This is a genomic window from Curtobacterium sp. Curtsp22, from assembly GCF_059492135.1.
The window spans coordinates 2316602-2339469 of record NZ_CP168519.1 but is presented as its reverse complement, the minus strand read 5'-3'; the positions used below and the strand labels follow the sequence as shown (position 1 = coordinate 2339469).

The window sequence follows — 22868 nt, the reverse complement described above, 5'->3', positions numbered from 1 at the left end:
CGGTCAGATGGTGATCTGGCCCAGCACGCGGTGGGCGATCGAGATCGACTCACCGGACACCACCGACAGCGGCGACGCGAGGAACGCGACGAGGTCCGCGATCTGCTGCGGGCTGGAGTCGCCAGGGCCACCGGGGCGGACCTCGGTGCTGGGGGTGTCCGTCACCAGCCCCGGGTTGACGACGTTCACCGTGACGCCGGAGCCGGCGGCCTCGTCGGCGAGGTTCTTCGCGATGACGCTCACCGCGGTGTTGCGGAGCGACGCGGTGATGTTGCCCGACAGGTAGGCGTTCTGTCCGCTGATCACGACGACGCGTCCGAACCCGGCCTCACGCTGGGTCGGAAGCACCGCGTTGGCGACGCGGAGGAATCCGAGTGCTTTGCCGTCGATCGCGGTGAGGACCTGCTCGGGGTCGGACTTCTTCGCCGGGTCGAGGGTGCCGGCGCTCGGGGCCGCGGTCACGACGAGGGCGTCGATCCGGCCGTGCTGTTCGAGCACCCGTGCGACACCGGCGTCGACGGAGGCCTGGTCGGCGGTGTCGATCGCGACGCTGTCGGGGGAGTCGCCGGCGCTGCGGGAGGCCACGACGACGGTCGCCCCCTCGGCCCGGAGTCGATCGGCGACGGCGGCGCCGATGTACCCCTTCCCTCCGACGACGAGGGCGACACGGTTCTGCAGTTCGAGGTCCACGCCGTCACGCTACGCCCGGAACGCCTCGGGTTCGGCACACGTCGTGCACCGAGCCCGAGGCGTCGTCGGTTCGATCAGCTGCTGCGGCCGCTCCCGCCGACCGTCAGGAGCGCGCCGGTGTCGGTCTCGTCCGCACGCGGCGGCTCGAACAGGCCCGAGTACGCCCGGACGGCGCTCCACCCCGCGATGAGCAGGACGGTGCCCGCGACGGCGGCGACCCACGGCACCACGGCCCACCGGTCCCAGAGCGACGGGGCGGCCAGCCACGTCAGGAAGTTCCCCGCGAGGCCGCCCGTCGCCCCGAGCAGGACCGCGGTCCGTCGGTCGAGACTGGACAGCGCGAGCGCGACCGTCACGGCGGCGATCGAGACCAGGGCGTTGACGAGGTCGAACACGGCTGCCGCTCCTACTCCCCGCTGCCGACGGCGAGCTGCTCGCGTCCGCCACCCGTCGTGACGGCGATCTTGCGCGGCTTCGCCGACTCCTTCACGGGGATCGTGACGCTCAGGACGCCGTTGTCGTAGCCGGCCGTGATGCGCTCGGCGTCGAGGCCGTCGCCGAGCGTCAGCTGACGGACGTACGTACCCGGCTGGCGCTCTCGGGTGAGCCACTGCGAGCCCTCGGGAGCGCCGAGGGTGCGCTCGGCGCGGATGGTCAGGACCGAGCCGTCCACGTCGATGTCGACGGAACCCGGGTCGATGCCGGGCAGGTCGACGTCGAGGACGTAGTGGTCACCAGTGCGGTAGAGGTCCATCGGCATCGAGCGGGGGCCCGCGGTGCCGAGGAGGGAGCCGGCGAGACGGTCCAGCTCGCGGAACGGATCGAAGTTCATCGTCATCGGTGTCAACTCCTTCGTGTCTGCTGTTGAGTCCCCTCGACTCAACTGCGACATGTTTTAGCACTCAAGCCTGGCGAGTGCCAAAAGAACGCTCGGAATCCGCTCGGAGCCGCGGATCCGCGCGGTCAGCCGAGCAGCGGCTCGAGCCGCCCGACCGCGCCCCGCAGCAGCGCCAGCGCCTCGCCCGGCGCCTCGATGCGGGCAGAGGGCGCCGACAGGGTCAACCCCGCCACGAGCTGCCCGCCCTCCCCGAGCACGGGCAGCGCCAGGCACCCGAACCCCTTCGCGAACGCCCCGGTCTGGTGCACGGGCGCTCGACCGCCCGCGGCGTGCAACCGTCCCATCGCACTCGCGCCGGGTCGCGCGCGGAGCGCCGCCTCGTCCAGGAGCGGGAAGTCCGGGTCCACGTCGAGGTCCCGGATGCCGGCGTGGTCGTAGCGGGCGAGGTGCACGCCGGCCCGGACGGCCGAGCGCACGTCGGCGAGCACCGACCGCACGGCCCGGGGGAGCGGCGTGGGTGCCGACTGCGTGGTGACCCCGGCCAGCTCGGCCACCTTGTGCCCGAGGGCGAACCCGCGCAGGTCGGGCATGCGGACGAGGTACTCGTCCTCGACGAGCAGCGTGATGAGCCGGTAGGTCGTCGCCCGCGGCATGCCGAGGACGTCGGAGAGTTGTTGCGCGGTGATGCCCGGCCCCGCGTGCGCGACGGCCTCGAGCACCGCGAGGGCGTTCTGGACCGCCTTCGGCTGCCGTGCGCGCAGACCGGGTTCGCTCACCGCACCCCCGTCCCGTGGCCGGGTCCGGCGGTGGGCCGGGAGGCGCGGAGCAGGTCCGCCTCGACGGGCACGTCGTACACGGCGCGGCTCCCGGCTCGCCGCCACGGCCGTCTGCGGGTCACCACGAAGAACACGACGACGACCGCGACGACCGTGCCGACGGCGAGGACGACGGCCGGACGGTGCACGGATGCGGCCTCGACCCCGAGGTAGGTGAGGAGGACGGCGGTCAGCAGGACACCGGTGGCGGTCGCGACGATCGCGGCACCCGTGGTCAGCTCGCCGATCCGGCGGAGGAACACCGGGGCGGCGAAGCACGTCAGGGCGTAGGCGGCCAGGTACCCGAGCGCGGCCACGACGAGCTCGGCCTCCATCAGGGACCAGGTCGGGATCCCGCTCGCGAGGCCGGCCACCGGGAGCGCGGTGAGCAGCGTGCACGCGAGGACGCCTGCGACGAACGGTGTCCGGAAGCGTGGTGACGCCCGGCCGAGCACGCGCGGGAGCACCCCTTCGCGCCCCATCGCGAACAGGACCCGCACGAGCGCCGTGGTCGAGGCGATCGCGCAGGCGGCGAACGACGCCGCGATCCCGAGGTCGAGGACCCACCCGATCCACTGGACGCCGGAGGCGTTCGCGAGCTGGTTCACGGGCGAGGCGCTGTCGGCCAGGTCGGCACCCATCGCGGCGAACCCCAGCTGCTGGGCCGCCGCACTGGCGAGGTAGAGGGCTCCGGCGACGAGGACGGTCCACGAGATCGCGCGCGGGATGGTGGCGAAGGGGCGACGTGCCTCCACGCCGAGGACGGAGGCGCTCTCGAAGCCGACGAACGCAGTGACGGCGAGGGCGGTCCCGACGGCGAACGGTGCCGGCGCCGTCGGACCGAGTGCCACGGCGGACGCATCCACCGGGTGCAGGCGCACGACGAGCGCCACGATCAGCACCACGATGACCGCGACCGACAGCGTCTCGACGAGCAGCGTCAACCGCGTCGAGACCCGGACGCCGAGGGCGATCACGGCGAACACGACCGCGCCCGTCGCGATGACGACGACGACGGTGACGAGGGCGCTCCCACCCGCCGACGGGACGAACCGGGACAGCAGGTAGTCGAGGTAGTAGCCGCTGCCGGTGAGTGAGAACATCGCGATGAACCCGTACCCGAGCAGCAGTGCGGCCCCGGCGACCACCCCGGCGACCGGCCCGAGGCCGAGCGAGACGTAGGTGTAGAGCGACCCGGTGCCGGCGACGCGTCGGACGAACTGGTTCACCGTGCGGCCGACGAGGAACGACAGCGCCATCGCGGCGAGCAGCGACCATGTGGCGCCCTGGCCGGCGACCGTCGCGACCAGCACCGGGATCGTGGTCGCCGCGGCGGACGGGGCGACCGCGGACACCGACTGCGCGAGGACGTCGGCGGGCCCGACACTGCGGCGGGAAAGGCCGTCGACGGGTGAACGTGTGCCGACGCCGGGCACCCGTGGCGGGTCGGCGATGGCACGGTCGAGCGCGGTCATGCGGCCACCGTACGGCGGCGGCGTTGCCCCGGTGTGCCGACCGTGTTTCGTCGGTGTCTCACGCAAACGAGACACCGCGCCCACGGGCGTCCCATTCGGGTGCGAGCGGGTTTCACGCGGGCGGAACAGCGCTGCAACCACGGCGCGGGACCGTGGTCCCACGCCACCCGGCACCCCTCCCAACCCGAACCGGAAGGTCACGATGTCCAGCATCACGAAGGACCCCGCGTCACTCGGAGCCGTCCCCGCGCCGCAACGGACGATGCGCGGCTCGCTCGGCGTCACCGCGATCGTGTTCATGGTCGTCGCGGCCGCCGCTCCGCTCACCGTCGTCGGTGGAGCCGCCCCGCTCGGCATGCTCCTCGGCAACGGTGTGGGCTTCCCGTCGCTCTACGCGATCTCCGCTGTCGTCCTGCTGCTGTTCTCGGTCGGCCTGGCCGCGATGACCCGGCACGTGCCGCGGCCGGGGGCCTTCTTCACGTTCGTCGGCCACGGGCTCGGGCGCCCGGCCGGTGCCGGTGCCGCGACCCTGGCGCTGCTGACCTACACGACGATCCAGGTCAGCGTGCACGGGTACATCGGGTACCTGCTGGCGGTGACGGTCAGCGGCCTCGGCGGCCCGGACGTCCCCTGGTACGTCTGGTCGCTCGTCGTCGTGGCGCTCGTCGGGCTCCTCGGCTACCGGCACATCGACCTGTCGAGCAAGGTCCTCGGGGTCCTGCTCGTCGGCGAGGTCGGCATCGTGCTCGTGCTCGTCGCCGCCGTCGTGTTCCGTGGTGGGGCCGCGGGGCTGTCACTCGCACCCTTCGAGCCCACGCAGGTGCTGTCCGGGTCGCCCGGCGTGGGCCTGATGTTCGCGATCGCGGCGTTCATCGGGTTCGAGGCGACGGCGATCTTCCGCGACGAGGCGAAGGACCCGGAGCGCACCATCCCGCGGGCGACCTACACCGCGGTGATCGGCATCGGGGTGTTCTACACGCTGGCGTCGTGGGGGCTCGTCATGGCCTGGGGCCCCGACGGCGTCCTGGCCGAGGCCGCGAAGGACCCGGGTTCGCTCATCCTCACCACCGCAGCGCGGTACATCGGCACCGCTGGCGAGGCCGTGCTCAACGTGCTGCTGCTCACGAGCATGTTCGCCTGTGTCCTCTCCTTCCACAACGTCATCACCCGGTACCAGCACTCGATGGCGAACGCGTCGCTGCTCCCGGGACGCCTCGGGGACGTGCACCGCAAGCACGCCTCCCCGCACACGTCGAGCATCGTGCAGACCGTCACCGCAGCCGTGCTCATGGTCCTGTTCGCGGTGCTCGGCCTCGACCCGGTGCTGCAGGTGTTCAGCTGGTTCGCGGGTGTCGCCACCCTCGGCGTGGCGATCCTCATGGCCGCGACGAGCCTCGCCGTCATCGTCTACTTCCGGCGCAACCGGGCGGATCGTCGCGTCTGGAACACGGTGGTCGCCCCGAGCCTCGGCTTCGTCGGACTCATCGCCTCGGCCGTGCTCATCTGGGTGAACTTCCCGACGCTCGTGGGTGACGTGGACGCCTCCGGCGCGAGTGTCTTCGGCGTCGTGAGCACCGTCCTCACCGGCCTCGTCGTGGTGGTCCCCGCCGTCGGCGTGGTGCAGGCGGTGGTGCTGCGCCGCCGCAGCCGCGTGCGCTACGAGCAGATGCTCGACCGCCTCGCCACCGAGAGCTGACCGCACGGACCCGACCCGCGCCTCCAGGCCTCTACCCGACCCCACGCACGACGCAACGCGCAAGGAGCACGACGCACATGACGATCACCGACCCGACCCCCGAGACCGTGACGACCCACCCGCTCGGCAGCCTGACCCCCGACGAGTTCACCGCCGTCCGAGACCTCGTCACCGCGCAGCCGGACTGGACCGACACCACGCGCTTCGCCTACGTCGGCCTCGAGGAGCCGCACAAGCAGGAGGTCCTGGCGTGGCAGGCGGGCGACGGTCCGATGCCCGACCGCACGGCACGCGTGATGCTCCTCGACATGGCGACCGGGCGCTCCACCGACAGCGTCGTGTCGATCACCACGGGCAGCGTCCTGCGGACCGACGTGCTCGACGGTTCACGCGGCCAGCTGCCCGTCCTCATCGAGGAGTTCGACGCCGTCGGCGAGATCGCCGGTGCGGACGAACGCTGGGTCGCGGCCCTCGCGAAGCGGGGTCTCTCCGTCGACGAGGTCAAGTGCGTCCCGCTGTCGGCCGGGTACTACGACTTCCCGGAGGAAGTGGGGCGACGGATCCTGCGCGTCCTCGCCTTCAAGCAGGACCACCCGGCCGACCACGTGTGGGCGCACCCCGTGGACGGGCTGTCCGCCTACGTCGACGCGGCGAACCGTGCCGTCACGCGGATCGTGGACGTCGCGGACATGCCCGTTCCGACGACCTCGGGCAACTTCGACGACCCCGCGGTGCAGGGCGAACCGCTCGACCTCAAGCCGATCGTCATCACCCAGCCCGAGGGCCCCTCCTTCCGCGTCGACGGCGAGTTCGTCGAGTGGGCGAACTGGCGGTTCCAGGTCGGCTTCGACGCCCGCGAGGGACTCGTCCTCCGCCAGCTGTCGTGGCAGGACGGCGAGCGGCTGCGCCCGATCGTGTACCGGGCGTCGATCGACGAGATGCTCGTGCCGTACGGCGACCCCTCGCCCGTGCGGTTCTGGCAGAACTACTTCGACACCGGCGAGTACCTGTTCGGCCGGTTCACGAACTCGCTCGAACTCGGCTGCGACTGCGTCGGCGAGATCAGGTACTTCGACGCGGTGCTGGCCGACGAACTGGGGAACCCGCAGACGATCCGGAACGGCATCTGCATGCACGAGGAGGACTTCGGCACGCTCTGGAAGCACGGCGACATCTACACCGGCTCGCAGGAGGTCCGCCGGTCCCGCCGCCTCGTGATCTCGTTCTTCACCACCGTCGGGAACTACGACTACGGCTTCTACTGGTACCTCTACCTGGACGGCACGATCGAGTGCGAAGCGAAGCTCACCGGCGTGCTCTTCACCAGCTCCTACCCGGGGCGTGCGGACGGCGGGGACGACTACCCGTACGCGTCCGAGGTGGCGCCGGGGCTCGGTGCCCCGTACCACCAGCACCTGTTCTCGGCGCGGCTGGACATGATGGTCGACGGGCTGTCGAACGCCGTGGACGAGGTCGACGCGGTGCGCGTGCCGGTCGGGCCGGGCAACGAGCACGGCAACGCGTTCACGAAGTCGGTCACCCGCATCGCATCGGAGTCGACGTCCGGGCGTCTCGCCGATGCCTCGAAGGCCCGCACGTGGTTCGTCTCGAACACCGAGGAGCGCAACCACCTCGACCGTCCCACCGGGTACGTGCTGTACCCGCAGGACGCCCCGGTGTTGCTCGCCGACGACTCGTCCTCGGTCGCGTCGCGTGCGGAGTTCGCGCGCAAGCACCTGTACGTCACGCAGTACGACCCGGCAGAGCGCTTCGCCGCGGGGGACTTCGTGCACCAGAACCCCGGCGGGGACGGGGTGGCGCGGTACGTCGAGGGCGACCGGTCGCTCGACGGCGAGGACATCGTGCTCTGGCACACGTTCGGACCGACGCACTTCCCACGGCCCGAGGACTGGCCCGTCATGCCGGTCGACTACGCCAAGTTCACGCTCAAGCCGTATGGGTTCTTCCCGCGGAACCCGGCGCTGAACGTACCGGCCTCGATCGGCGCGACCGACGCGTCGCACTGCTCGCACCACACATCGGGCGGGGTCGGAGCAGCGCACGACGCGGTGGCGCACGACCACGGGCACTGACGTGACCGATGTGCTCGGCCTCGCCGCGATCGTGCCGGCGTCGGCAGGGGCGTGCTGCACGGTCGGGGCGTGGCGCCCCGGCCGTGCGGTCGACGTGGTCGCCGCCGTCGTGATGGTCGCGGCGATGCTGGACGGGGTCGTCGGGCCACGGGTCCTGCCCGGCGTGGTCTGGTTCGTGGTCCTCGCGCTGCTCGCCGTCACGGTGGCCGCCGTGCACCGCTTCCAGTCGGGGCGTGCCGGGAGGGACGGTTCGGCCCGGGCGGGCCGGGCCGGGTCGGCGCACGGCCGGTACGGGCGACTGCACGCGTCGCTCGGTCTGCTCGCGATGGGAGCGCTGGGGGTCGGCGGGATGGGGGACGACGTGGGGCACGGCGTCGTGGCGGTCGGGGTGCACCAGCACGTCGGGGTCGTCGGTGCCACGTGGCACGTCGTGCTGGTCGGACTCGCCGTCGGCCATCTGGTCCTGACGGCCCGGATGGTGCGTGACGGCGTGCGGCACCGCGCTCCAGCACTCGGCCTCGTCGAGACGCTCGCGATGGGGATCGCCGTCGCCGTGATGGCCGTCGCGATGTTGTGAACCCGAGTCCTGCCTGTGAAACGGTGACGCGGGCTGCGGGGCAGGAGGGAGCCTCGACTGGCAGCACTCACCACGCTCGCCGACCAGATCAGGAAACGAGGTCGCACCATGCAGCACCTCCGCACTCACCTCCGCGCAGTCGCGATCGCCACGGCCGTCGTCGTCGCCAGCGGAGTCCTCGCGCTCGGGTGGGCCCGGTCGGCCGGAGCGCAGGGGTCCGACGTCTTCCCCGGTGGCATCGCTCGCCCCGCCGACACGACCGCGTCACGACAGGCGTCCTCGCTCGCCGCTGCCGGCCGCGCGGCTGACGCATCGATCGCCGGGACCATCGCAGCACGGCCCTCGAGCGTCTGGCTCGGCGACTGGCTGTCGCCCTCCTCGCTCCGGACGACCGTCGACCGCCACCTCGCCGCCGCCCGGGCGCAGGGAGCCACCCCGGTGTTCGTCACCTACGCGATCCCCGGGCGCGACTGCGGGAGCTACTCCTCCGGCGGACTGACGCCCAGCGCGTACGGCAGCTGGAACCGCGTCCTCGCCGACACCCTCGAGGGGCACCGGGCCGCGGTGATCGTCGAACCGGACGCGCTCGCGCAGTCCGTCTCCTGCCGGGGAGCCGACCCGACCGTGCGGCTGCGGCTCATCCGGACGGCCGTGCACCAGCTCGCGGCCGCCGGCGCCGCCGTGTACATCGACGCCGGCCACGAGGCGTGGGTCGCCCCGGCGACCATGGCGGCGTTGCTCCGCGACGCCGGGGTCGCCGACGCGCGCGGCTTCTCGCTCAACGTGTCCAACCACTACCCGACCTCGGGCGAACGGGCCTACGCCGAGCAGCTCCGCGCCCGGACCGGCGGTCACTACGTCATCGACGTGTCCCGCAACGGCCGGGGAGCCACTGGAGAGTGGTGCAACGCCGCGAGTGCGGGACTCGGGCACGACCCGGCGGTCGTGCACGACGGCACCGGGCTCGACGCGCTGCTGTGGATCAAGCTGCCCGGCGAGAGCGACGGAACGTGCAACGGCGGTCCGCCAGCAGGCCAGTGGTTCCCGGCGGGTGCTGCCGCCCTCGTCCGGAACCGCTGAACGGCACGCGACTCCCGAGTGAATGACAGTGATGTAGTTCGACTGGCCTGACTGTTCAGTGCGTGAACCGTACAGAACACGAATTGTTCGTTTTGCTGATCGTTCACGTTGTGAAAGACTTCGGGCGTCCGTTGGGGACAGCAACGACGACGAGGGGCGGTATCGCAATGCACAGCACGTACACCGGGATGCCGCGACAGGCACGGCTCGGCGGGACCCACACCCGCGTCGGCCTGACCGACCCCGCCGTCATCGACGCCTACGTCCAGCGCCGCATCCAGGACCCGTCGCTCCTGTCGGGCCGCGCCGAACCGTCCTACGCGGACTTCTTCACGGTGCCCGCCGCGTAGCCTTCCCCACAACCGATCCGAACCAGGCAGAGAGAACACCCGACCAGATGCCGTTGACCGTCGTCCGCCGCGAGCACATGCACCTCTACGCCCGGGAACCCCGGTCGCGTGCCGCGAAGGGATCGGTGGACGCACTGCTCCGGCTGCAGCACGCCGAGGAGCAGCAGCTCGAACAGGCGCGGTCGGAGAGCGGTCTCACCAAGAACGAGTTCCTCGCCGTCCGGTACATGCTCCAGGCGCACCGGGACGGCCGGGCCATGGGCCCGAAGGACCTCGCCGTCATGCTCAACGTGTCGAACGCGTCGGTGACGAAGATCGTCGACGGGCTCGTCGACAAGGGCGACCTCGTCCGCGCCCCGCACCCCACCGACCGTCGGGCACAGGTGCTCGAGCCCACGGTGCAGGCGGCGAAGAAGATCGACGCGTCCTACGCACGCTTCCACGAAGCCGTGGTCGAGGTGATGGACCACCTGTCCTCCGAGGAGAACGACGTCCTCGCCCGCTGCCTCGTCCAGATCACCGAGGCCCTCGTCGGTGGCGCGCCCGCTCCCGTCGACGAGTACACCGTCGACCCGGACGGCGACGCGGAGCCGTACGACTCCTGAAGCGGGCGGTCCGTGACGGCGCCGAGCCGCGCCTCCCGGAAAAAACCTTCCAGCGGTAAGTTGGGCGCATGACGCACCCTGCCGACGACGACGCGGCCCTGCCGCGACGCGGCTACCGCAAGGGTGCCGAACGACGGACGCAGATCCTCGACGAGACGATCCGCATGGTCGCCGAGCAGGGTGTCGACGCGTCGTCGCTGCGATCCGTCGCCGACGCCCTCGGGATCACCCACGCGGCGTTGCGGCACTACTTCCCGAGCCGCGACGAACTGCTGCTCGCGGTCTACCGCGAGCACGAGGTCCGCGAGCAGGGGGCACCGGACCGGATGAAGTCCGCGATCGGGGACATGCGGGAGAGCGCCTCGCGGAATCGCGCGGTCCCGGGGCTGGTGCAGCTGTACACGACCCTGGCGGCCGATGCCGTGCAGGAGGGGCACCCCGCCACGCGGGAGTTCATGCGGGAACGGTTCACCCGGCTGCGGGCGGACCTGGCGGAGTTGATCGCGGCGGACCAGGCGTCCGGGCGGATCCGGGCCGACCTGGACCCCGTCGACCTGGCGTCCCTGAGCATCGCGGCGTCGGACGGACTGCAGGTGCAGTGGCTGCTCGACCCCGACGCGGTCGACGGCGAGCGGGTGCTGCGGTTGCTCGAGCAGATCGTGCCGCCGGCGGGCTGACCGGACCCGCCGGTCCTGCCACACTCGTGTCAGCGGGGCCGTGGGTCCCGCGCACGACCGGATCGGAGCGGGACCATGCACGCCGTACTCGAGCACACCTACGTCGACGACTACCTCGAGCGCCGAGACGCGTTCCGCCAGCAGCACCTCCGGGCGGCCTGGGCTGCGGCGGAGCGCGGCGAGCTGCTCCTCGGCGGTGCGGTCGGCGAGGGAAGCGGACCGTTCACCGCGCTGATCGTCTTCGTCGGCGACGACGCGCTCGGGCGTGCGCGGGCGTTCGCGGCGACGGACCCGTACGTGACCGGGGGACTCGTGACGTCGTGGACCGCGCGACCGTGGACGACCGTGGTGGGCGATCTCGCGGCGGGACCGGTCCGCCCCGACTGAAGCTCGCGGGAACCGGCGACGGTATCGGGTCAGCCGTAGCCCTCGTCGGACAGGCGCCAGCCGGCCGGCGTGTGGAGGAAGCAGAACTGCCACCCGGGGAGGTCGCCGGGTTCGGCGCCCGTCATGTTCGTCTCGGTGACGTCGACCGGGATGCACTCCTCCGCGGATCGGCCCGTCTCCTTCGCGCTCAGTCGCGAGACCGCCCCGATGTGCCGGTAGCCGAGCAGGTCGGGGTGGTCGTCGAACCACGAGGACGGGGTGCGTCCGCCGCACCAGGCCGCGTCCGGACCGCCGCTGTCGTCGGTGAGGGCCTCGGTGACAGCACAGTCGTGTGCCTTCGCGGCCCGGAGGTAGACGCGGAGGACCTGTTCGGAGGACGCGCTCGCGGGCGGGAGCCGCACCGCCACGGTCTGCGCGTGCGTCACCGACACCACGGTCACAGTGCCGGCCGCCACGAGCACGGCGGCGACCCCCGATCCGAGCACGAGCCGACGTCTCCCCACGCGCTCATGCTGGCAGGGGGTGGACCCGCCGATCGCCCGGTGCAGCTGCGAGTCGGTGAGGGGGCGTTCAGTTGCGCGGGAGCCCTGCGACGTACGCGCCGAGCACCGCTCGGTCGTCCACGGGCGCGACCCCCGCGACGCGGTAGAGGAGCAGTGCATCGACGAGTCCGACGAGGTCGACCGCGGATCGCCGGGGGTGGTCGACGCCGATGCGGACGAGCAGGTCCTCCGCCGTGGCCAGCAGCGCGGCGCGCACCGGGTCGGCGCCGGTCAGGGGTGCGCGGAGCGCTTCGTCGTCCCGGAGCTCCAGGAGGAGGGCCAGGCGAGCGGCTTGCGCCTCCGCCCGCTCTGCGAGGCCCTGGAGGAACGTGGCGGCGACCTCGACGACCGTCGCGTCGTCGAGTGGCTCGGGGAGACGCAACGCGCCCAGCTCCGTCGACAGCTGCTCCGTGATGCGCGCGACGACGAGCGCGGTCAGTTCGCGCCGCGTCGACGCGTAGTACGACGTCGATCCGGCGGGCACGCCGGCCTCGGTGTCGACTGCCCGGTGCGTCAGTGCTCGGACCCCACCGCGAGCGGTGAGCCGTACTCCCGCGTCCGCCAGGTCCTCGCGTCGCCCCATGCTCTTCCCCTCTCGCCTCTACCATCGTAGTGTTCTCTACGGATGTAGAGCCGAAGGGGGCAGGATGCGGGTTGCAGTCGGGGGCGGGATCTCCGGAGTCGCGATCGAGGCAGCGCTGGGGGCACACGGCTGCTCGGTCACGAGGTTGTCTCGGTCATCGGGGTTCGACGTGCTCGCGGACGACGCGGTCGATCGGCTGGCGTCGGTCCGGCCGCAGGTCGTCGTCGAGGCGACCGGACGGTTCACGACGAGTCGGCGGCGTGCGACGGACTTCTTCACGCGCTCGACGGCGGTGGTCGGTGCGGCGGCCGAACGGTCCGGGGCGCGACACGTGCTGCTGTCCATCCTCAACTGCACCAGGTCCGAGGTGCAGGGCTACGGGTACTTCGCCGGCAAGACCGCCCAGGAGCGGGCAGCGGGAGCGGCGGGCCGGGGCGCCACGATCGTCCGTTCGGCCCAGTGGTTCGAGTTCGCCGCGCAGAACCTCGAGCGGTTGCGCGTCGGGCCGATCGCGCTCGTGCCGCGGATGACCATCGCTCCGGTGTCGCTCGCAGCGGTGGCGACGGTGGTGGCCGAGGTCGCGACGGGCCGGCGGACCGCGCCGGTCGTGGAGGTCGCCGGGCCCGAGACGACGTCCCTGTGGGCGATGACGACGGCGCTGCCGCATCCCGGCGTGGTGCCCGTCCCGATGCCGATCCCGGGCCGGACGGGCCGGGCGTTCCAGGGCGGTGCACTCCTGCCCGCAGACGACGTCGAGGTGGTCGGCCCGACGTTCGATGAGTGGCTCGCAGCCCGCGACCGGTAGCGCTCGCCCGACCGAACGGTCCGGTCCGGTCGTCATCTCCAGGCGGGGCGTTGCCCCGTTCCTCTGCGTGTCACGCGAACGGGGAGCAGAAGGTGAGCTTGTTTCTGCCCTAACGTGGGCGGGGGTGCGATCGATGCGCCCGTATCTGTCGCGGCGCATGGGGCGTCCGGAGGGGGACGAACATGCGCACGACCCGTGGCCACCGCTCTGCCGTGATCACGGCGGCCACTGCCGTCCTCGCGGTCATCGGTGCGCTCCTACCGGGCGGTGTGCAGGCCGCTCCGTCGCCCGGCAACGACGCGCTGCGTGGTGTGCGGTACGCCGCGTACGGTCACTCGTTCGGACAGGTGCAACTCGGTTCCGATTCGGTGCCGAGCCGGATGTACCCGTCCATGGTCCGCTCGAGCCTCGGCGCGGACCCGTCGCTCTGGTCGAACGAGACCATCAGCGGGGCCTCGACGGCGCAGATCCTCGACCGCGCGCGCTCGACGTGGAACCGCGGCGACTACGGGGTCGTCTCGTACCTCGGGAACCAGAACGACGTCGGCCGCCACGTGCCCGAGGCCACGTTCAAGGCGAACGTCCGGGGCTTCATCGACTGGGTGCGGGGAACCGGGCCGTTCCCACCCACGATCGTCATCGTGCTCGACACCCCGTCGACGACGAAGGGCTACGCGTGGTACCCGTCACCCCCGACCGACGCTGACGTCGTCCGGTACAACCGCTACCTCCGCAGTGTCGTCGCGGCGTACCCGAAGGACGGATCGGTCATCATCGCCGATGCCTTCACCGGATGGAACAAGGCGACGATGATCGGGCCCGACGGGCAGCACCCGAACGACGTCGGGCAGGCGCACATCACCGAGGCGATCACCTCAGCACTGAGCGGTGTGCGACTCCGTGAGGGGCAGAACGTCCTGACGCCGGCACCGGCGGTTCGCTACGACTCGTTCAACCGGCCCGACATGATCACCGGACTCGGCAAGGACCTGCACGGCCGGTCCTACTCCACGGTCGGCGGAGTGAAGTACGGCATCTCTGGTGGCCGTGCCTACCGAGCCAGCAGCGGGGCCGTTCGTGAATCCGCGGCCACCGTCGACACGAAGAAGGCTGCGGTCGACATCAGCCTCACCATGACGGCGATCTCCTCGAAGGGGGCGGGGCCGGTGTGGCGACTGAGCAGCGCCAAGGACTACTTCGTGCTCGACGTCCACGGGTCGGGCAAGGGCAACGCGAAGGTCTACAAGCGGGTCAACGGGCGGTTCATCCAGATCGGCAAGGCACTGAGCCGCGAGGTCAAGCCGGGGTCGACCGTGCGGGTCCGGGCCGACGGCGCGAAGATCAAGGTCTACGTCGACGGTCCCGCCGTGTACTCCAGCGCGGACAGCTTCAACGGGTCCGCCACGAGGAGCGGTGTCCGGATCACCGACACTCGAGCTCGGCTCGACGACCTCGTGATCCGGTAGGACCGGAGCCGTATCGGTTCGGGCGCGGAACTTTCTACCCCCTGTAGTGGGGGAGCAGTGGTGAGGGATGCTCCGTAGCGTTCTGTGTGGTTGCACAGTGCCGTCATGGGGGCGGATTCGCTGGTGGTGACCTGTTGAGGGGTTCTGCGCGTGTTCGCGACGTCGCCGTTGTCTGTTCGTTCTCGTTGGGTCGTGCTGGCCGTCGTCACGTTGGTGGCGCTGCTGGGGTCGTTGTTGGCGGTGGTCTCGCCACCTGCTCCGGCGCAGGCGGTCGCGACGGGTACGGGTGGGCAGTTCGTGCCGTTGCCGACCAACGCCAGGATCTTCGACGGCGCCACGCCTGCCGGGTCGTCGACGACGGTGCCGGTCGCCGGGGTGAAGGGGATCCCCGCTGACGGTGTCGGCGCGATCAGTGTGCTGGCGACGGTCGCGGACGCGAACGGCACCGGGCAGCTCAAGGGTCGAGCGGAGTCGAGCGACGGGCCGACGCTGCTGATGATCTACGGCAGCGGAGTGGCGGGGAACACGTCGAACACGTCGTTGCTCGCGGTCGGGGACGACGGATCCATCCGGATCGACACGACGACGGCGCAGTCGCGGGTGATCCTGGACGTGACCGGCTACTACACGTCCACGGCGAACGGTGTCGGCGCTGGCGGGTTCGTTCCGCTGTCCGGGACCCGGATCGCGAACACGGCGGACGGCACGAACGTGCGGCAGGGTGCCCTGTCGGGTGGGGACAGCATCACGTTCCAGGTCACCGGCAAGGGTGGCGTTCCGACGAACGCAGCCGCGGTGGCGGTCAGTGTCGTGGTGCAGAACACCGGCGGTGGGGCCGGGTGGGTGCGTCCGTCGCCGTCCGATGGACCCAAGAGCACGGGGTCGTTGAACTACCCGTCGACGAAGCTGACCACGGCGATGAGCGCGCAGGTCGCTGTCGGCTCCGATGGGAAGATCACGATCGACAACGCTCCCGACGGTGGCACGGTGCAGATCCAGGTCGACGTGCAGGGGTACTTCGTCCCCAGCAACCCGGGTGGCGGGTTCACTCCGGGAACGGGCCGCATCGTCGACACCCGCACGTCCTCGAGCGTCGGGGCAAATGCGTCGGTCGCGGTGCAGGTCGCGGGAGTTGCTGGGATCGGGACGGTCGAGGGTGGCCTGTCGGCGGTCGCGGTGACGGTCACGGCGATCCACTCGGGAACGACCGGCGGGTACGCGAAGGCATGGGCGGACGGTTCCTCCGAGCCCACCGGGGCGGTCATCGGGTACGCGCCGACGTCGTCGATCCGGACGACGACGGCGATCCTGCCCGTGGGGTCGAACGGGAAGGTGCGGATCCAGAACGTTTCCTCGGGGACCACGGACTTCGTCCTCGACCTGCAGGGCACCTACAACTGGCTGCCGGGTGGACCCGTGTCGACGAACGTCACCGGGCAGCGGACGTCCGCGACGACGTTGCCGTTCCCGATCTCGGACCAGACCAACGCAAGCGTTGACGTCGGCACGGGCAACCTGCTGGTCACCACGAGTGCGCTGACGCTGCCGGGTGTGACGCAGAGCACGACGATCGGTGCTGCGTACAACTCGCGGTCGACGACGACGGCGAACAGCAACACGATGGAAGCGAACCGGTGGCAGTACGCCCTCGCGGGTGCCGGGGACCTGTCGGCGAACGCCGCGGGTGTGGTCTACACGGACGCGGTCGGGACGGCGTGGCAGTTCAAGCCCACCGGGACCGCTGGTGCGTTCACGTCCCCGCCAGGCCTGCAGATGACGTTGGCGCGGGTCGCGAACGCGGACACGCGGGAGTACACGCTGACGTCGTGGACGACGAACCAGGTCATCCACTTCACCCTCGGCGGCCAGCCCAAGTCGGTCAACGACCGCAACGGCAACCAGGTCAGCTTCAACGTGGCGGCGGACAAGTTCTCGCTCGGCACCCTGGTCTCCACTGCCGGCACCGATGGCGCGAAGACGGCGAACGTGTCGTACGCGAACGGGAAGACGACGTTCACGCAGACCTCCGGCTCGTCGTCGCGGAGTGTTTCGTGGACGAAGAACGCCGCGGGTGACATCACGACGTACACGGACGCGACCGGCGCGACGACCACGTTCGGGTACACGAGCGGGGACCTCACCTCGATCACCGCACCGACCGGCGGGGTGACCTCGTTCACGTACGACTCCACCAAGCGGGTCACGAAGGTGTCGCAGGCGAACACCACCGCCGGATCCCCGGGGACCGCGGTGACCCGGTTCGCGTACACGGACGGGGACACCACGCAGGTCGCGGACCCTCGCTCGAACCAGTCGCAGCCCGTCGCGACCGCGGACCACACCACGTACACGCTCAACGCCGGGGACCTCGTTACGAAGGCTGTCGACGCGGCGGGGCGTGAACGGTCCAAGACGTACAACTCCGCGAACAACGGCACGGCAACCTCGACGGTCGGGAAGGCCGACGGGTCGGGTGAGCTACCGGCGTCGACGTCATCGAACGAGTACGGCAAGAACCAGAGCCAGTCGCTGACGCAGACCTCGAGCAGTTCCGGGTCCACGTCGAACGCCGCGTACGACGCGTCCGGTGCCTCGGCGAAGTACCTGCCCTCGTCCACCACGGACTCCTCTAGTAACACCACCTCGTTCACGTACGACGGTCCGGGGAACCAGACCTCGACCGGCACCGGCACGGGTCCGGAAGCTGCCGAGGCGAAGCTCGAGTACAACAAGAAGGACGTCGACAAGTACGCCTGGGGTGCGGTGAAGTCCGCTACCGCTCCGGGCAACACGGTCAAGACGACGTACGGCTACGACCAGTACAACCAGCTGTTCACAATCGACGCGCCGGCGAACACGGTCGGGCAGCAGAAGTACGCCTACGACGCGTTCGGCCGCGTCTCGTCCCACACCGACGGTGGCGGCGGTGCCACGTCGTACACGTACGACAACGACGACCGGCTCCTGACGACCACGTTCGCCGACAGTGCTCTGACGGTGACGAACACGTACGACGGCAACGGCAACCAGCTCACCCAGCAGTCCGCGACCGGGACCATCACGAACACGTTCGACCAACGCAACCGGCTCATCTCCACGGTCAACACCGCCGGCGGCGGAACCGTGTCCTACGGGTACGACCTCGCGGGAAACACGGTCCGCGTCACCGACCAGCACGGTGACGTCACGCACAGCTACGACCCGTCGAACGTGCTCACCGCGACCACGTACCCGACCGATGCCGGAACGGCGAAGCAGATCTACCTCACCGATGACCACGGCCGCCGCACCGACACCTGGCTCGGCGCATCGAGCGCCGCAACGCCTGGTGTGAAGCCGGCGTCGTGGCAGGGCCATCAGCACATCGACTACGACTCCTCCGGCAAGGTCACCCGTGTCCGCGCCTGGGCCGGCGACAACGACGCCACCCCGGTCGTGAACACCCTCTACTGCTACATCGCTGGCGCCGCCACCAGCAGCGACTGCGCAGCGGACAAGGCCAACGACCGCGACAAGCTGCAGTGGTCCCGCAACGACCTGCCCGGCAGCGGGCAGAAGACGACGTCGTACACGTACGACTCGAACAGCCGCCTCACCAAGGCTGCGCAGGCCGGAGGCGCGACGAACACGACGTGGGCGTACACGTACGACGCGGCGGGGAACCGGCTCACCGCGAAGCAGACCGGTGACAGCACGAGCTCGCAGACGTTGACGTACAACGCGGTCGGGCAGATCACCTCGGCCGGGTACGCGTACGACGGGGTCGGGAACCTCACCGCAGCACCGGGTGAGACCTTCACGTACAACGATGCGCAGCAGCTGACCGCATCGACGAAGAACGGTGTCACGACCCGGTACGAGTACGCCGGTGCCGACATGACCAAGCTCCTCAAGCAGTCCACGGACGGGGGAGCGGAGTACGACTACACATATGGCAAGGGCATCACATCCCGCACCGTCGCCGGCACAGGCACGGCGTCGGTGATCAGCGACCCGACGACAGGGCAGCCGATGGACCTGCAAACCACCGACGGTGTCACGAGCATGTGGGTCATCGACGGCATCGGGAACCCGGCGGCAGCGATCGCCGACACCGGCAACACTGCTTACACGGTTTCCTACGACCCTTACGGGGCGGAGACCGTCAACGGCGGCTCGAGCGCTCAGTGGCAGCAGAACCCGTACGGGTTCAAGGCCGGGCTCCGCTCGTCCAGCACCGACAACGGGCTTACGAAGTTCGGGTACCGGTGGCAGACCACCGCGACCGGCGGATGGATCCAGCGCGACACCCTCGACGCACCCCTCAGCCCCACCAACGCCAACCGATACGCGTATGCCGGCGACGACCCTATCAACAGCAGCGACCCAACCGGTCGAAGCACGTTCGGGAACGCGCTGGGCATCGCAAGTACGGCACTCGCGATTGGCGGTCTTGCGGCAACCGCCACCGGGGTCGGGGGTCCGGCTGGTCTCATCCTCGGCGGCTTGAGTTCGGTCGCGAATACCTGGTCAATTGCGGAGAACGGTGGGTCGGCGAGCGAGGTAGCTGGGGCAGCCGTCCTCGGTACGGCATCGCTGGGGTTCGGTGTTGTCGCAAGCCCGGCTGTGCTCAACGTCGGTAGGACAGCGAGCACCGTAGCCTCAGGTATTTACGGCGGGATTGAGATGGCGCAAAGCGCCGCAGTTAGCTAACAAAGGGAAGAGTAATCGATGGGCGCATCAGTGTTGCCATGGCTACCATGGGTCATGGTCCCTATTATCGTTGCAGCGATCGTGTACGCAGCGGCATCTAGTCGAAAAAACAAGTGAATCCGGTAAAAATTGGCTTCTCGCTGAAAGTGCGAATTGCCATTTCGATAATTTTCGGTTCCTTATCACTGTTCGCTGCCGTCGTGAGCTTCTTCGACATCCGAGCGATGTTGCTCGTAGGCGTATCTGCTGCTCTTTGGTGGCGAATATTGTCACTCAAAGTGACCTTCTTCCCGACAGAGATGATCATCACAGGCTTCTTTTCTCAGAAGCGGGTAAACTATCGCAATGCCGTCGGCATTGAGGATGGCGCAAAACTAATCTACCTTCAGGCGGGTCGTCGGAAAAAGGCGATAATAGCGCTCGCGCTAGGCTACTCCACCCCAGACGACAGAACCCCGGACGGTCGGATGAAGCGAGAGATAATCTCAACTTTTGACGACTGGAAGCGTGGCGCGTCAAGTCGCCCCGCATAGGTTCGGCCCCGCGTCCTCCGTTTTCGACAGTGTCGTAGGCAGCTTTGTCCCGTGAGGGCCTCGACTTTCTTGCTCGCGAGCGCTACCATTGTGGGCATTGGTGCGATAGTGGCGTTATTTCTAGCCCCGAATTCAAGAACTGGTTTTTCCTGTTCGAGATGATCGAGATCGGGCTAATCGTGACTGCTGTTATTCTTCACCATCAACCACCTCGGCAGGGTTAGCATCGACCGTCCCAACCTTTCTCGTGATGGCCCTGGCGGCAGTTTCCTTTGGGGTCGCTTCGGTAACGGTGTGGCGACGATCAAGTCAGGATGCGGACAGACGGCGACTATAAAGCATGCGGGTCATTGACGGCATCGGGAACGCTGCAGCGGCGATCACGGGTACCAGCGACACCAGCCGGGTCCGCCACGAGGAGCGGTGTCCGGATCACCGACACTCGTGCACGGCTCGACGACCTCGTGATCCGGTAGGGCCGACGGATGAACCCGGGTGGAGGGAAGCCGTTCGGTGTCTGGATCGTCATCGTGGGAGCGCTGGTTGCGGTCGGTGGGGCTCTCGCGATCTTCCGAGGTTGCCGCAGATGAACATCTGTTGCGACACAGATCGGGCTGTGGCATGAAGATCCTGCTGATCACGATGTTCGTCGTGGGCGCAGTGCCGTTCGCAGCAGGCGTCGTCTACTGCGGTATCAACTTCCGTCCGGGGCGCGAGTTCCCGCCGCGGAAGTGGCCGATGCTTGTGATGGTCATCGGGTTCTTGCTCGCCGCCGCCGCGGTCCTCACGGGGATGGCGACGAGTGGACCTGGCCCTGCGTAGCGTTCCGCGAGTGGCTCGCGACCGCACGGCCGTAGCCGACGCACCGGAGCCGCGCCGCGCCTCCTGGCCCCCAACACGCAGAACGGCCGGCCCCTGTCGGAGCCGGCCGTCCTGCGGAGCGCAGAAGCTACGCGGTGAGCACCGCAGCCGACGGATCGAAGTCCTCCGGCAGCGGCGGGACGCGGTCCACCGTCGACGTGATGTCGACCGCGGACCCCGACGCCGCCGCGTCGCGGATGCCGAGCAGCACGTCGAGGACGTGCAGCGCGACCGCACCCGAGGCGCGCTCGGGACGGTCCTCGGCGATGGCGCGCGCGAGCTCGACGACCCCGGTGCCACGGCCCCAGGTGGAGCCGATCGCCTCGAGGGTCTCGGGCTCCTCCTGGCCGTAGCGCCAGAGCTGCGACGAGCCCTCGAACGTGTTCGGGTCCGGCAGCGAGATCGTGCCGAGCGTGCCGTTGATCTCGACGAAGCCCATGCGCGGCAGCGCGTGCTGAAACGAGAACGTCGACTGGGCGGACTGCCCGCCGGCGAACTCGATCAGCGCGGCGTGGTGCGTGGGGACCTCGACCGGGAACGTCTCGCCGGCGCGGGGGCCGGACGCGATCGTGCGACGGTCGAGCGACTTCGAGGACACGGCCTGCACGCGGCTGGCGGTGCCGAACGCGTGCACGAGGGTCGTCACGTAGTACGGGCCCATGTCGAACAGGGGACCGGCTCCCTCGGCGAACAGGAAGTCCGGGTTCGGGTGCCATGCCTCGGGTCCGGGCACGTGGAACAGCGTCGTCGCGGTCAGCGGCTCGCCGATGTCGCCGCGGGCGATGGCACGGAGCGCCGTCTGGATGCCCGCGCCGAGCACGGTGTCCGGCGCGGTCGCGACCCGGAGTCCCTTCGACGCAGCGGAGGCGAGCACCGCGGCGGCCGACTCGTGGTCGGTCGCGATCGGCTTCTCGCTCCACACGTGCTTGCCAGCGTCGATGATCTGCTGGTCGACCTCGGCGTGGGCCGCCGGGATCGTCAGGTTGATCACGATGCTGATGTCGTCGCGGGCGAGGAGCTCCTCGACCGAGCCGGACGCGCCGACCCCGTACTCCGCTGCCTGGGCCGCTGCGCGGTCGAGCAGCACGTCGGCGACGAACCGGACCTCGACGTCGGCGAACTTGGTCAGGTTCTCCAGGTACTGCGTGGAGATGTTGCCGGCACCGATGATGCCGATCCCGACACGGGTCACTTGTCGTTGTCCTTCAGCCAGGCGAGGGACTCGGTGATGCCCTCGAAGACGTCGCCGGAGTACGCGTCGAACTCGACGACGCGGATGGCCTGCGGCGCCGCGGCGAGGATGGCAGGGACGTCGACGTCGCCCTGACCGGCGGGGGTCTGGTTCTCGAAGGCACGCTGCAGCGCCTCCGGAACGACGAGCGCGCTCTCGGACGAGGGCAGCGCGGTGAGGATGTCGCCGTCGACCTTGCCGTCCTTGACGTGGATCGCGACGACGCGGTCGCCGAGCGAGCGCAGGACGGCGGGCGCGTCGGCGCCACCGACGGTGGCCCAGAAGGTGTCGAGCTCGAGCACTGTCTCCGGGCTGATCTGCGAGACGAAGTGGTCGTAGACCGTGCGGCCGTCGACCTTGTTCGTGAACTCCCACTGGTGGTTGTGGTAGCCGAACTTGAGGCCGCGCGAGGCTGCCTCGGCGGTGAGGACGTTGACGCGCTCGGCGATCTTCGCGACGTCGTCGGCGGTCTGCCAGCGGTCGGTCGGGATGAACGGGTCGATGACGGTCTGGATCCCGAGGCGCTCAGCCGCGTCCCAGATCGGGGCGGTGTCGTCGGCGTCGATCACGGCGACGTGGCCGGACGGGGCCGTGAGGCCGGTGGCGGCGAAGGCGCGCTCGAGGTCCGCGGCACGCTCGACGAACGCGTAGGGCTCGACGTTCTCGTACCCGATCTCGGCGACACGGGCGATCGCCTTGTCGAGGTCTTCCGCGATGGCGTCGCGCAGCGAGTACAGCTGCACAGAGGTGGTGGGCATTGCGTGAGGCTCCTTCGGTCCTGACTGGGTGTCGCGGCACCGGGTGTCGCAGCACCGGGTGTCGCAGTCCGTCGAGGAGCGATGCTCCACGGCGAGATCGATGACGACGCTACC

General features: G+C 69.9%; 22 protein-coding genes. 13 read left to right on the top strand and 9 right to left on the bottom strand.

Annotated features, from left to right (window positions below; translation table 11 throughout):
• Positions 1–3: 3 nt before the first annotated feature.
• The 5 genes from ACEN8D_RS11275 to ACEN8D_RS11255 form a co-directional block, all read right to left on the bottom strand.
• Entirely contained in the window at positions 4–690 is a 687-nt protein-coding gene (locus ACEN8D_RS11275) for an SDR family NAD(P)-dependent oxidoreductase (protein WP_413400225.1), read from the bottom strand.
• 74 nt (positions 691–764) lie between these two features.
• On the bottom strand, positions 765–1085 hold the full coding sequence (locus ACEN8D_RS11270) for a hypothetical protein (RefSeq protein WP_413400226.1): 321 nt from the start codon (positions 1083–1085) through the stop codon (positions 765–767).
• 11 nt (positions 1086–1096) lie between these two features.
• Entirely contained in the window at positions 1097–1528 is a 432-nt protein-coding gene (locus ACEN8D_RS11265; protein WP_071294275.1) for an Hsp20/alpha crystallin family protein, read from the bottom strand.
• Positions 1529–1653: 125 nt separating this feature from the next.
• Positions 1654–2304, bottom strand: coding sequence for a helix-turn-helix domain-containing protein (locus ACEN8D_RS11260; protein WP_495601015.1), 651 nt, complete (start codon positions 2302–2304; stop codon positions 1654–1656).
• Positions 2301–3818 carry an APC family permease gene (locus ACEN8D_RS11255; protein WP_413399365.1) on the bottom strand — a complete coding sequence of 506 codons (1518 nt, stop codon included), beginning with the start codon at positions 3816–3818 and terminating at the stop codon, positions 2301–2303. Before ACEN8D_RS11255 ends, ACEN8D_RS11260 begins: the two co-directional genes overlap by 4 nt.
• A 202-nt stretch (positions 3819–4020) precedes the next feature.
• Between ACEN8D_RS11255 and ACEN8D_RS11250 the strand changes: the two genes are divergently transcribed.
• The 8 genes from ACEN8D_RS11250 (at position 4021) to ACEN8D_RS11215 (ending at position 11283) form a co-directional block, all read left to right on the top strand.
• Positions 4021–5514: an APC family permease gene (locus ACEN8D_RS11250; protein WP_309777739.1), complete on the top strand. Its 1494-nt coding sequence runs from the start codon at positions 4021–4023 to the stop codon at positions 5512–5514.
• Positions 5515–5591: 77 nt separating this feature from the next.
• A complete protein-coding gene (locus ACEN8D_RS11245) occupies positions 5592–7607 on the top strand; it encodes a primary-amine oxidase (RefSeq protein ID WP_413399364.1) in 2016 nt (671 codons plus the stop codon).
• 1 nt (position 7608) lies between these two features.
• Positions 7609–8184: a hypothetical protein gene (locus ACEN8D_RS11240; protein ID WP_495601014.1), complete on the top strand. Its 576-nt coding sequence runs from the start codon at positions 7609–7611 to the stop codon at positions 8182–8184.
• 108 nt (positions 8185–8292) lie between these two features.
• Positions 8293–9264 carry a glycoside hydrolase family 6 protein gene (locus ACEN8D_RS11235; protein ID WP_413398237.1) on the top strand — a complete coding sequence of 324 codons (972 nt, stop codon included), beginning with the start codon at positions 8293–8295 and terminating at the stop codon, positions 9262–9264.
• A 167-nt stretch (positions 9265–9431) separates the two neighbouring features.
• Positions 9432–9614, top strand: coding sequence for a hypothetical protein (locus tag ACEN8D_RS11230; protein ID WP_413398238.1), 183 nt, complete (start codon positions 9432–9434; stop codon positions 9612–9614).
• Between the two features lie 47 nt (positions 9615–9661).
• Positions 9662–10219, top strand: coding sequence for a MarR family winged helix-turn-helix transcriptional regulator (locus tag ACEN8D_RS11225; RefSeq protein ID WP_413398239.1), 558 nt, complete (start codon positions 9662–9664; stop codon positions 10217–10219).
• 68 nt (positions 10220–10287) lie between these two features.
• Entirely contained in the window at positions 10288–10896 is a 609-nt protein-coding gene (locus ACEN8D_RS11220) for a TetR/AcrR family transcriptional regulator (RefSeq protein ID WP_413398240.1), read from the top strand.
• 75 nt (positions 10897–10971) lie between these two features.
• Complete coding sequence (locus ACEN8D_RS11215; RefSeq protein ID WP_413398242.1) at positions 10972–11283, top strand: YciI-like protein; 312 nt, start codon at positions 10972–10974, stop codon at positions 11281–11283.
• 29 nt (positions 11284–11312) lie between these two features.
• Here the strand turns inward: ACEN8D_RS11215 and ACEN8D_RS11210 are convergent, their stop codons facing one another.
• Together ACEN8D_RS11210 and ACEN8D_RS11205 are read right to left on the bottom strand one after the other, a co-directional pair.
• Positions 11313–11786 (bottom strand): hypothetical protein, encoded by a 474-nt coding sequence (locus tag ACEN8D_RS11210; RefSeq protein ID WP_413398243.1) that lies wholly within the window; start codon positions 11784–11786, stop codon positions 11313–11315.
• Positions 11787–11853: 67 nt separating this feature from the next.
• Positions 11854–12408 carry a TetR/AcrR family transcriptional regulator gene (locus ACEN8D_RS11205; protein WP_071302239.1) on the bottom strand — a complete coding sequence of 185 codons (555 nt, stop codon included), beginning with the start codon at positions 12406–12408 and terminating at the stop codon, positions 11854–11856.
• 169 nt (positions 12409–12577) lie between these two features.
• On the opposite strand from ACEN8D_RS11205, the gene ACEN8D_RS11200 reads away from it, so the two are divergent.
• The 5 genes from ACEN8D_RS11200 to ACEN8D_RS11180 all read left to right on the top strand — a co-directional run bounded on the left by ACEN8D_RS11200 (position 12578) and on the right by ACEN8D_RS11180 (position 20726).
• On the top strand, positions 12578–13213 hold the full coding sequence (locus ACEN8D_RS11200; RefSeq protein WP_495601013.1) for an SDR family oxidoreductase: 636 nt from the start codon (positions 12578–12580) through the stop codon (positions 13211–13213).
• Positions 13214–13395: 182 nt separating this feature from the next.
• Positions 13396–14679, top strand: a complete 1284-nt coding sequence (locus ACEN8D_RS11195; protein ID WP_413398245.1) for an SGNH/GDSL hydrolase family protein — start codon at positions 13396–13398, stop codon at positions 14677–14679.
• Between the two features lie 192 nt (positions 14680–14871).
• Positions 14872–19371 (top strand): beta strand repeat-containing protein, encoded by a 4500-nt coding sequence (locus ACEN8D_RS11190; RefSeq protein WP_413398246.1) that lies wholly within the window; start codon positions 14872–14874, stop codon positions 19369–19371.
• A gap of 200 nt (positions 19372–19571) precedes the next feature.
• Positions 19572–19904 (top strand): hypothetical protein, encoded by a 333-nt coding sequence (locus ACEN8D_RS11185; protein ID WP_261645816.1) that lies wholly within the window; start codon positions 19572–19574, stop codon positions 19902–19904.
• 621 nt (positions 19905–20525) lie between these two features.
• Positions 20526–20726, top strand: coding sequence for a hypothetical protein (locus ACEN8D_RS11180; RefSeq protein ID WP_413398247.1), 201 nt, complete (start codon positions 20526–20528; stop codon positions 20724–20726).
• Positions 20727–20853: 127 nt separating this feature from the next.
• On the opposite strand, the gene ACEN8D_RS11175 is transcribed toward ACEN8D_RS11180, so the two are convergent.
• On the bottom strand, positions 20854–21957 hold the full coding sequence (locus ACEN8D_RS11175) for a Gfo/Idh/MocA family protein (RefSeq protein ID WP_071302235.1): 1104 nt from the start codon (positions 21955–21957) through the stop codon (positions 20854–20856).
• Positions 21954–22754, bottom strand: coding sequence for a sugar phosphate isomerase/epimerase family protein (locus ACEN8D_RS11170; protein WP_413398248.1), 801 nt, complete (start codon positions 22752–22754; stop codon positions 21954–21956). Before ACEN8D_RS11170 ends, ACEN8D_RS11175 begins: the two co-directional genes overlap by 4 nt.
• Positions 22755–22868 lie beyond the last annotated feature (114 nt).

Coding starts and splice junctions, on each gene's coding strand:
- ACEN8D_RS11265 (WP_071294275.1), bottom strand. CDS start 1,528: ATGACGATGAACTTCGATCCGTTCCGCGAGCTGGACCGTCTCGCCGGC.
- ACEN8D_RS11255 (WP_413399365.1), bottom strand. CDS start 3,818: ATGACCGCGCTCGACCGTGCCATCGCCGACCCGCCACGGGTGCCCGGC.
- ACEN8D_RS11250 (WP_309777739.1), top strand. CDS start 4,021: ATGTCCAGCATCACGAAGGACCCCGCGTCACTCGGAGCCGTCCCCGCG.
- ACEN8D_RS11245 (WP_413399364.1), top strand. CDS start 5,592: ATGACGATCACCGACCCGACCCCCGAGACCGTGACGACCCACCCGCTC.
- ACEN8D_RS11235 (WP_413398237.1), top strand. CDS start 8,293: ATGCAGCACCTCCGCACTCACCTCCGCGCAGTCGCGATCGCCACGGCC.
- ACEN8D_RS11230 (WP_413398238.1), top strand. CDS start 9,432: ATGCACAGCACGTACACCGGGATGCCGCGACAGGCACGGCTCGGCGGG.
- ACEN8D_RS11225 (WP_413398239.1), top strand. CDS start 9,662: ATGCCGTTGACCGTCGTCCGCCGCGAGCACATGCACCTCTACGCCCGG.
- ACEN8D_RS11220 (WP_413398240.1), top strand. CDS start 10,288: ATGACGCACCCTGCCGACGACGACGCGGCCCTGCCGCGACGCGGCTAC.
- ACEN8D_RS11215 (WP_413398242.1), top strand. CDS start 10,972: ATGCACGCCGTACTCGAGCACACCTACGTCGACGACTACCTCGAGCGC.
- ACEN8D_RS11205 (WP_071302239.1), bottom strand. CDS start 12,408: ATGGGGCGACGCGAGGACCTGGCGGACGCGGGAGTACGGCTCACCGCT.
- ACEN8D_RS11195 (WP_413398245.1), top strand. CDS start 13,396: ATGCGCACGACCCGTGGCCACCGCTCTGCCGTGATCACGGCGGCCACT.
- ACEN8D_RS11180 (WP_413398247.1), top strand. CDS start 20,526: ATGAAGATCCTGCTGATCACGATGTTCGTCGTGGGCGCAGTGCCGTTC.
- ACEN8D_RS11170 (WP_413398248.1), bottom strand. CDS start 22,754: ATGCCCACCACCTCTGTGCAGCTGTACTCGCTGCGCGACGCCATCGCG.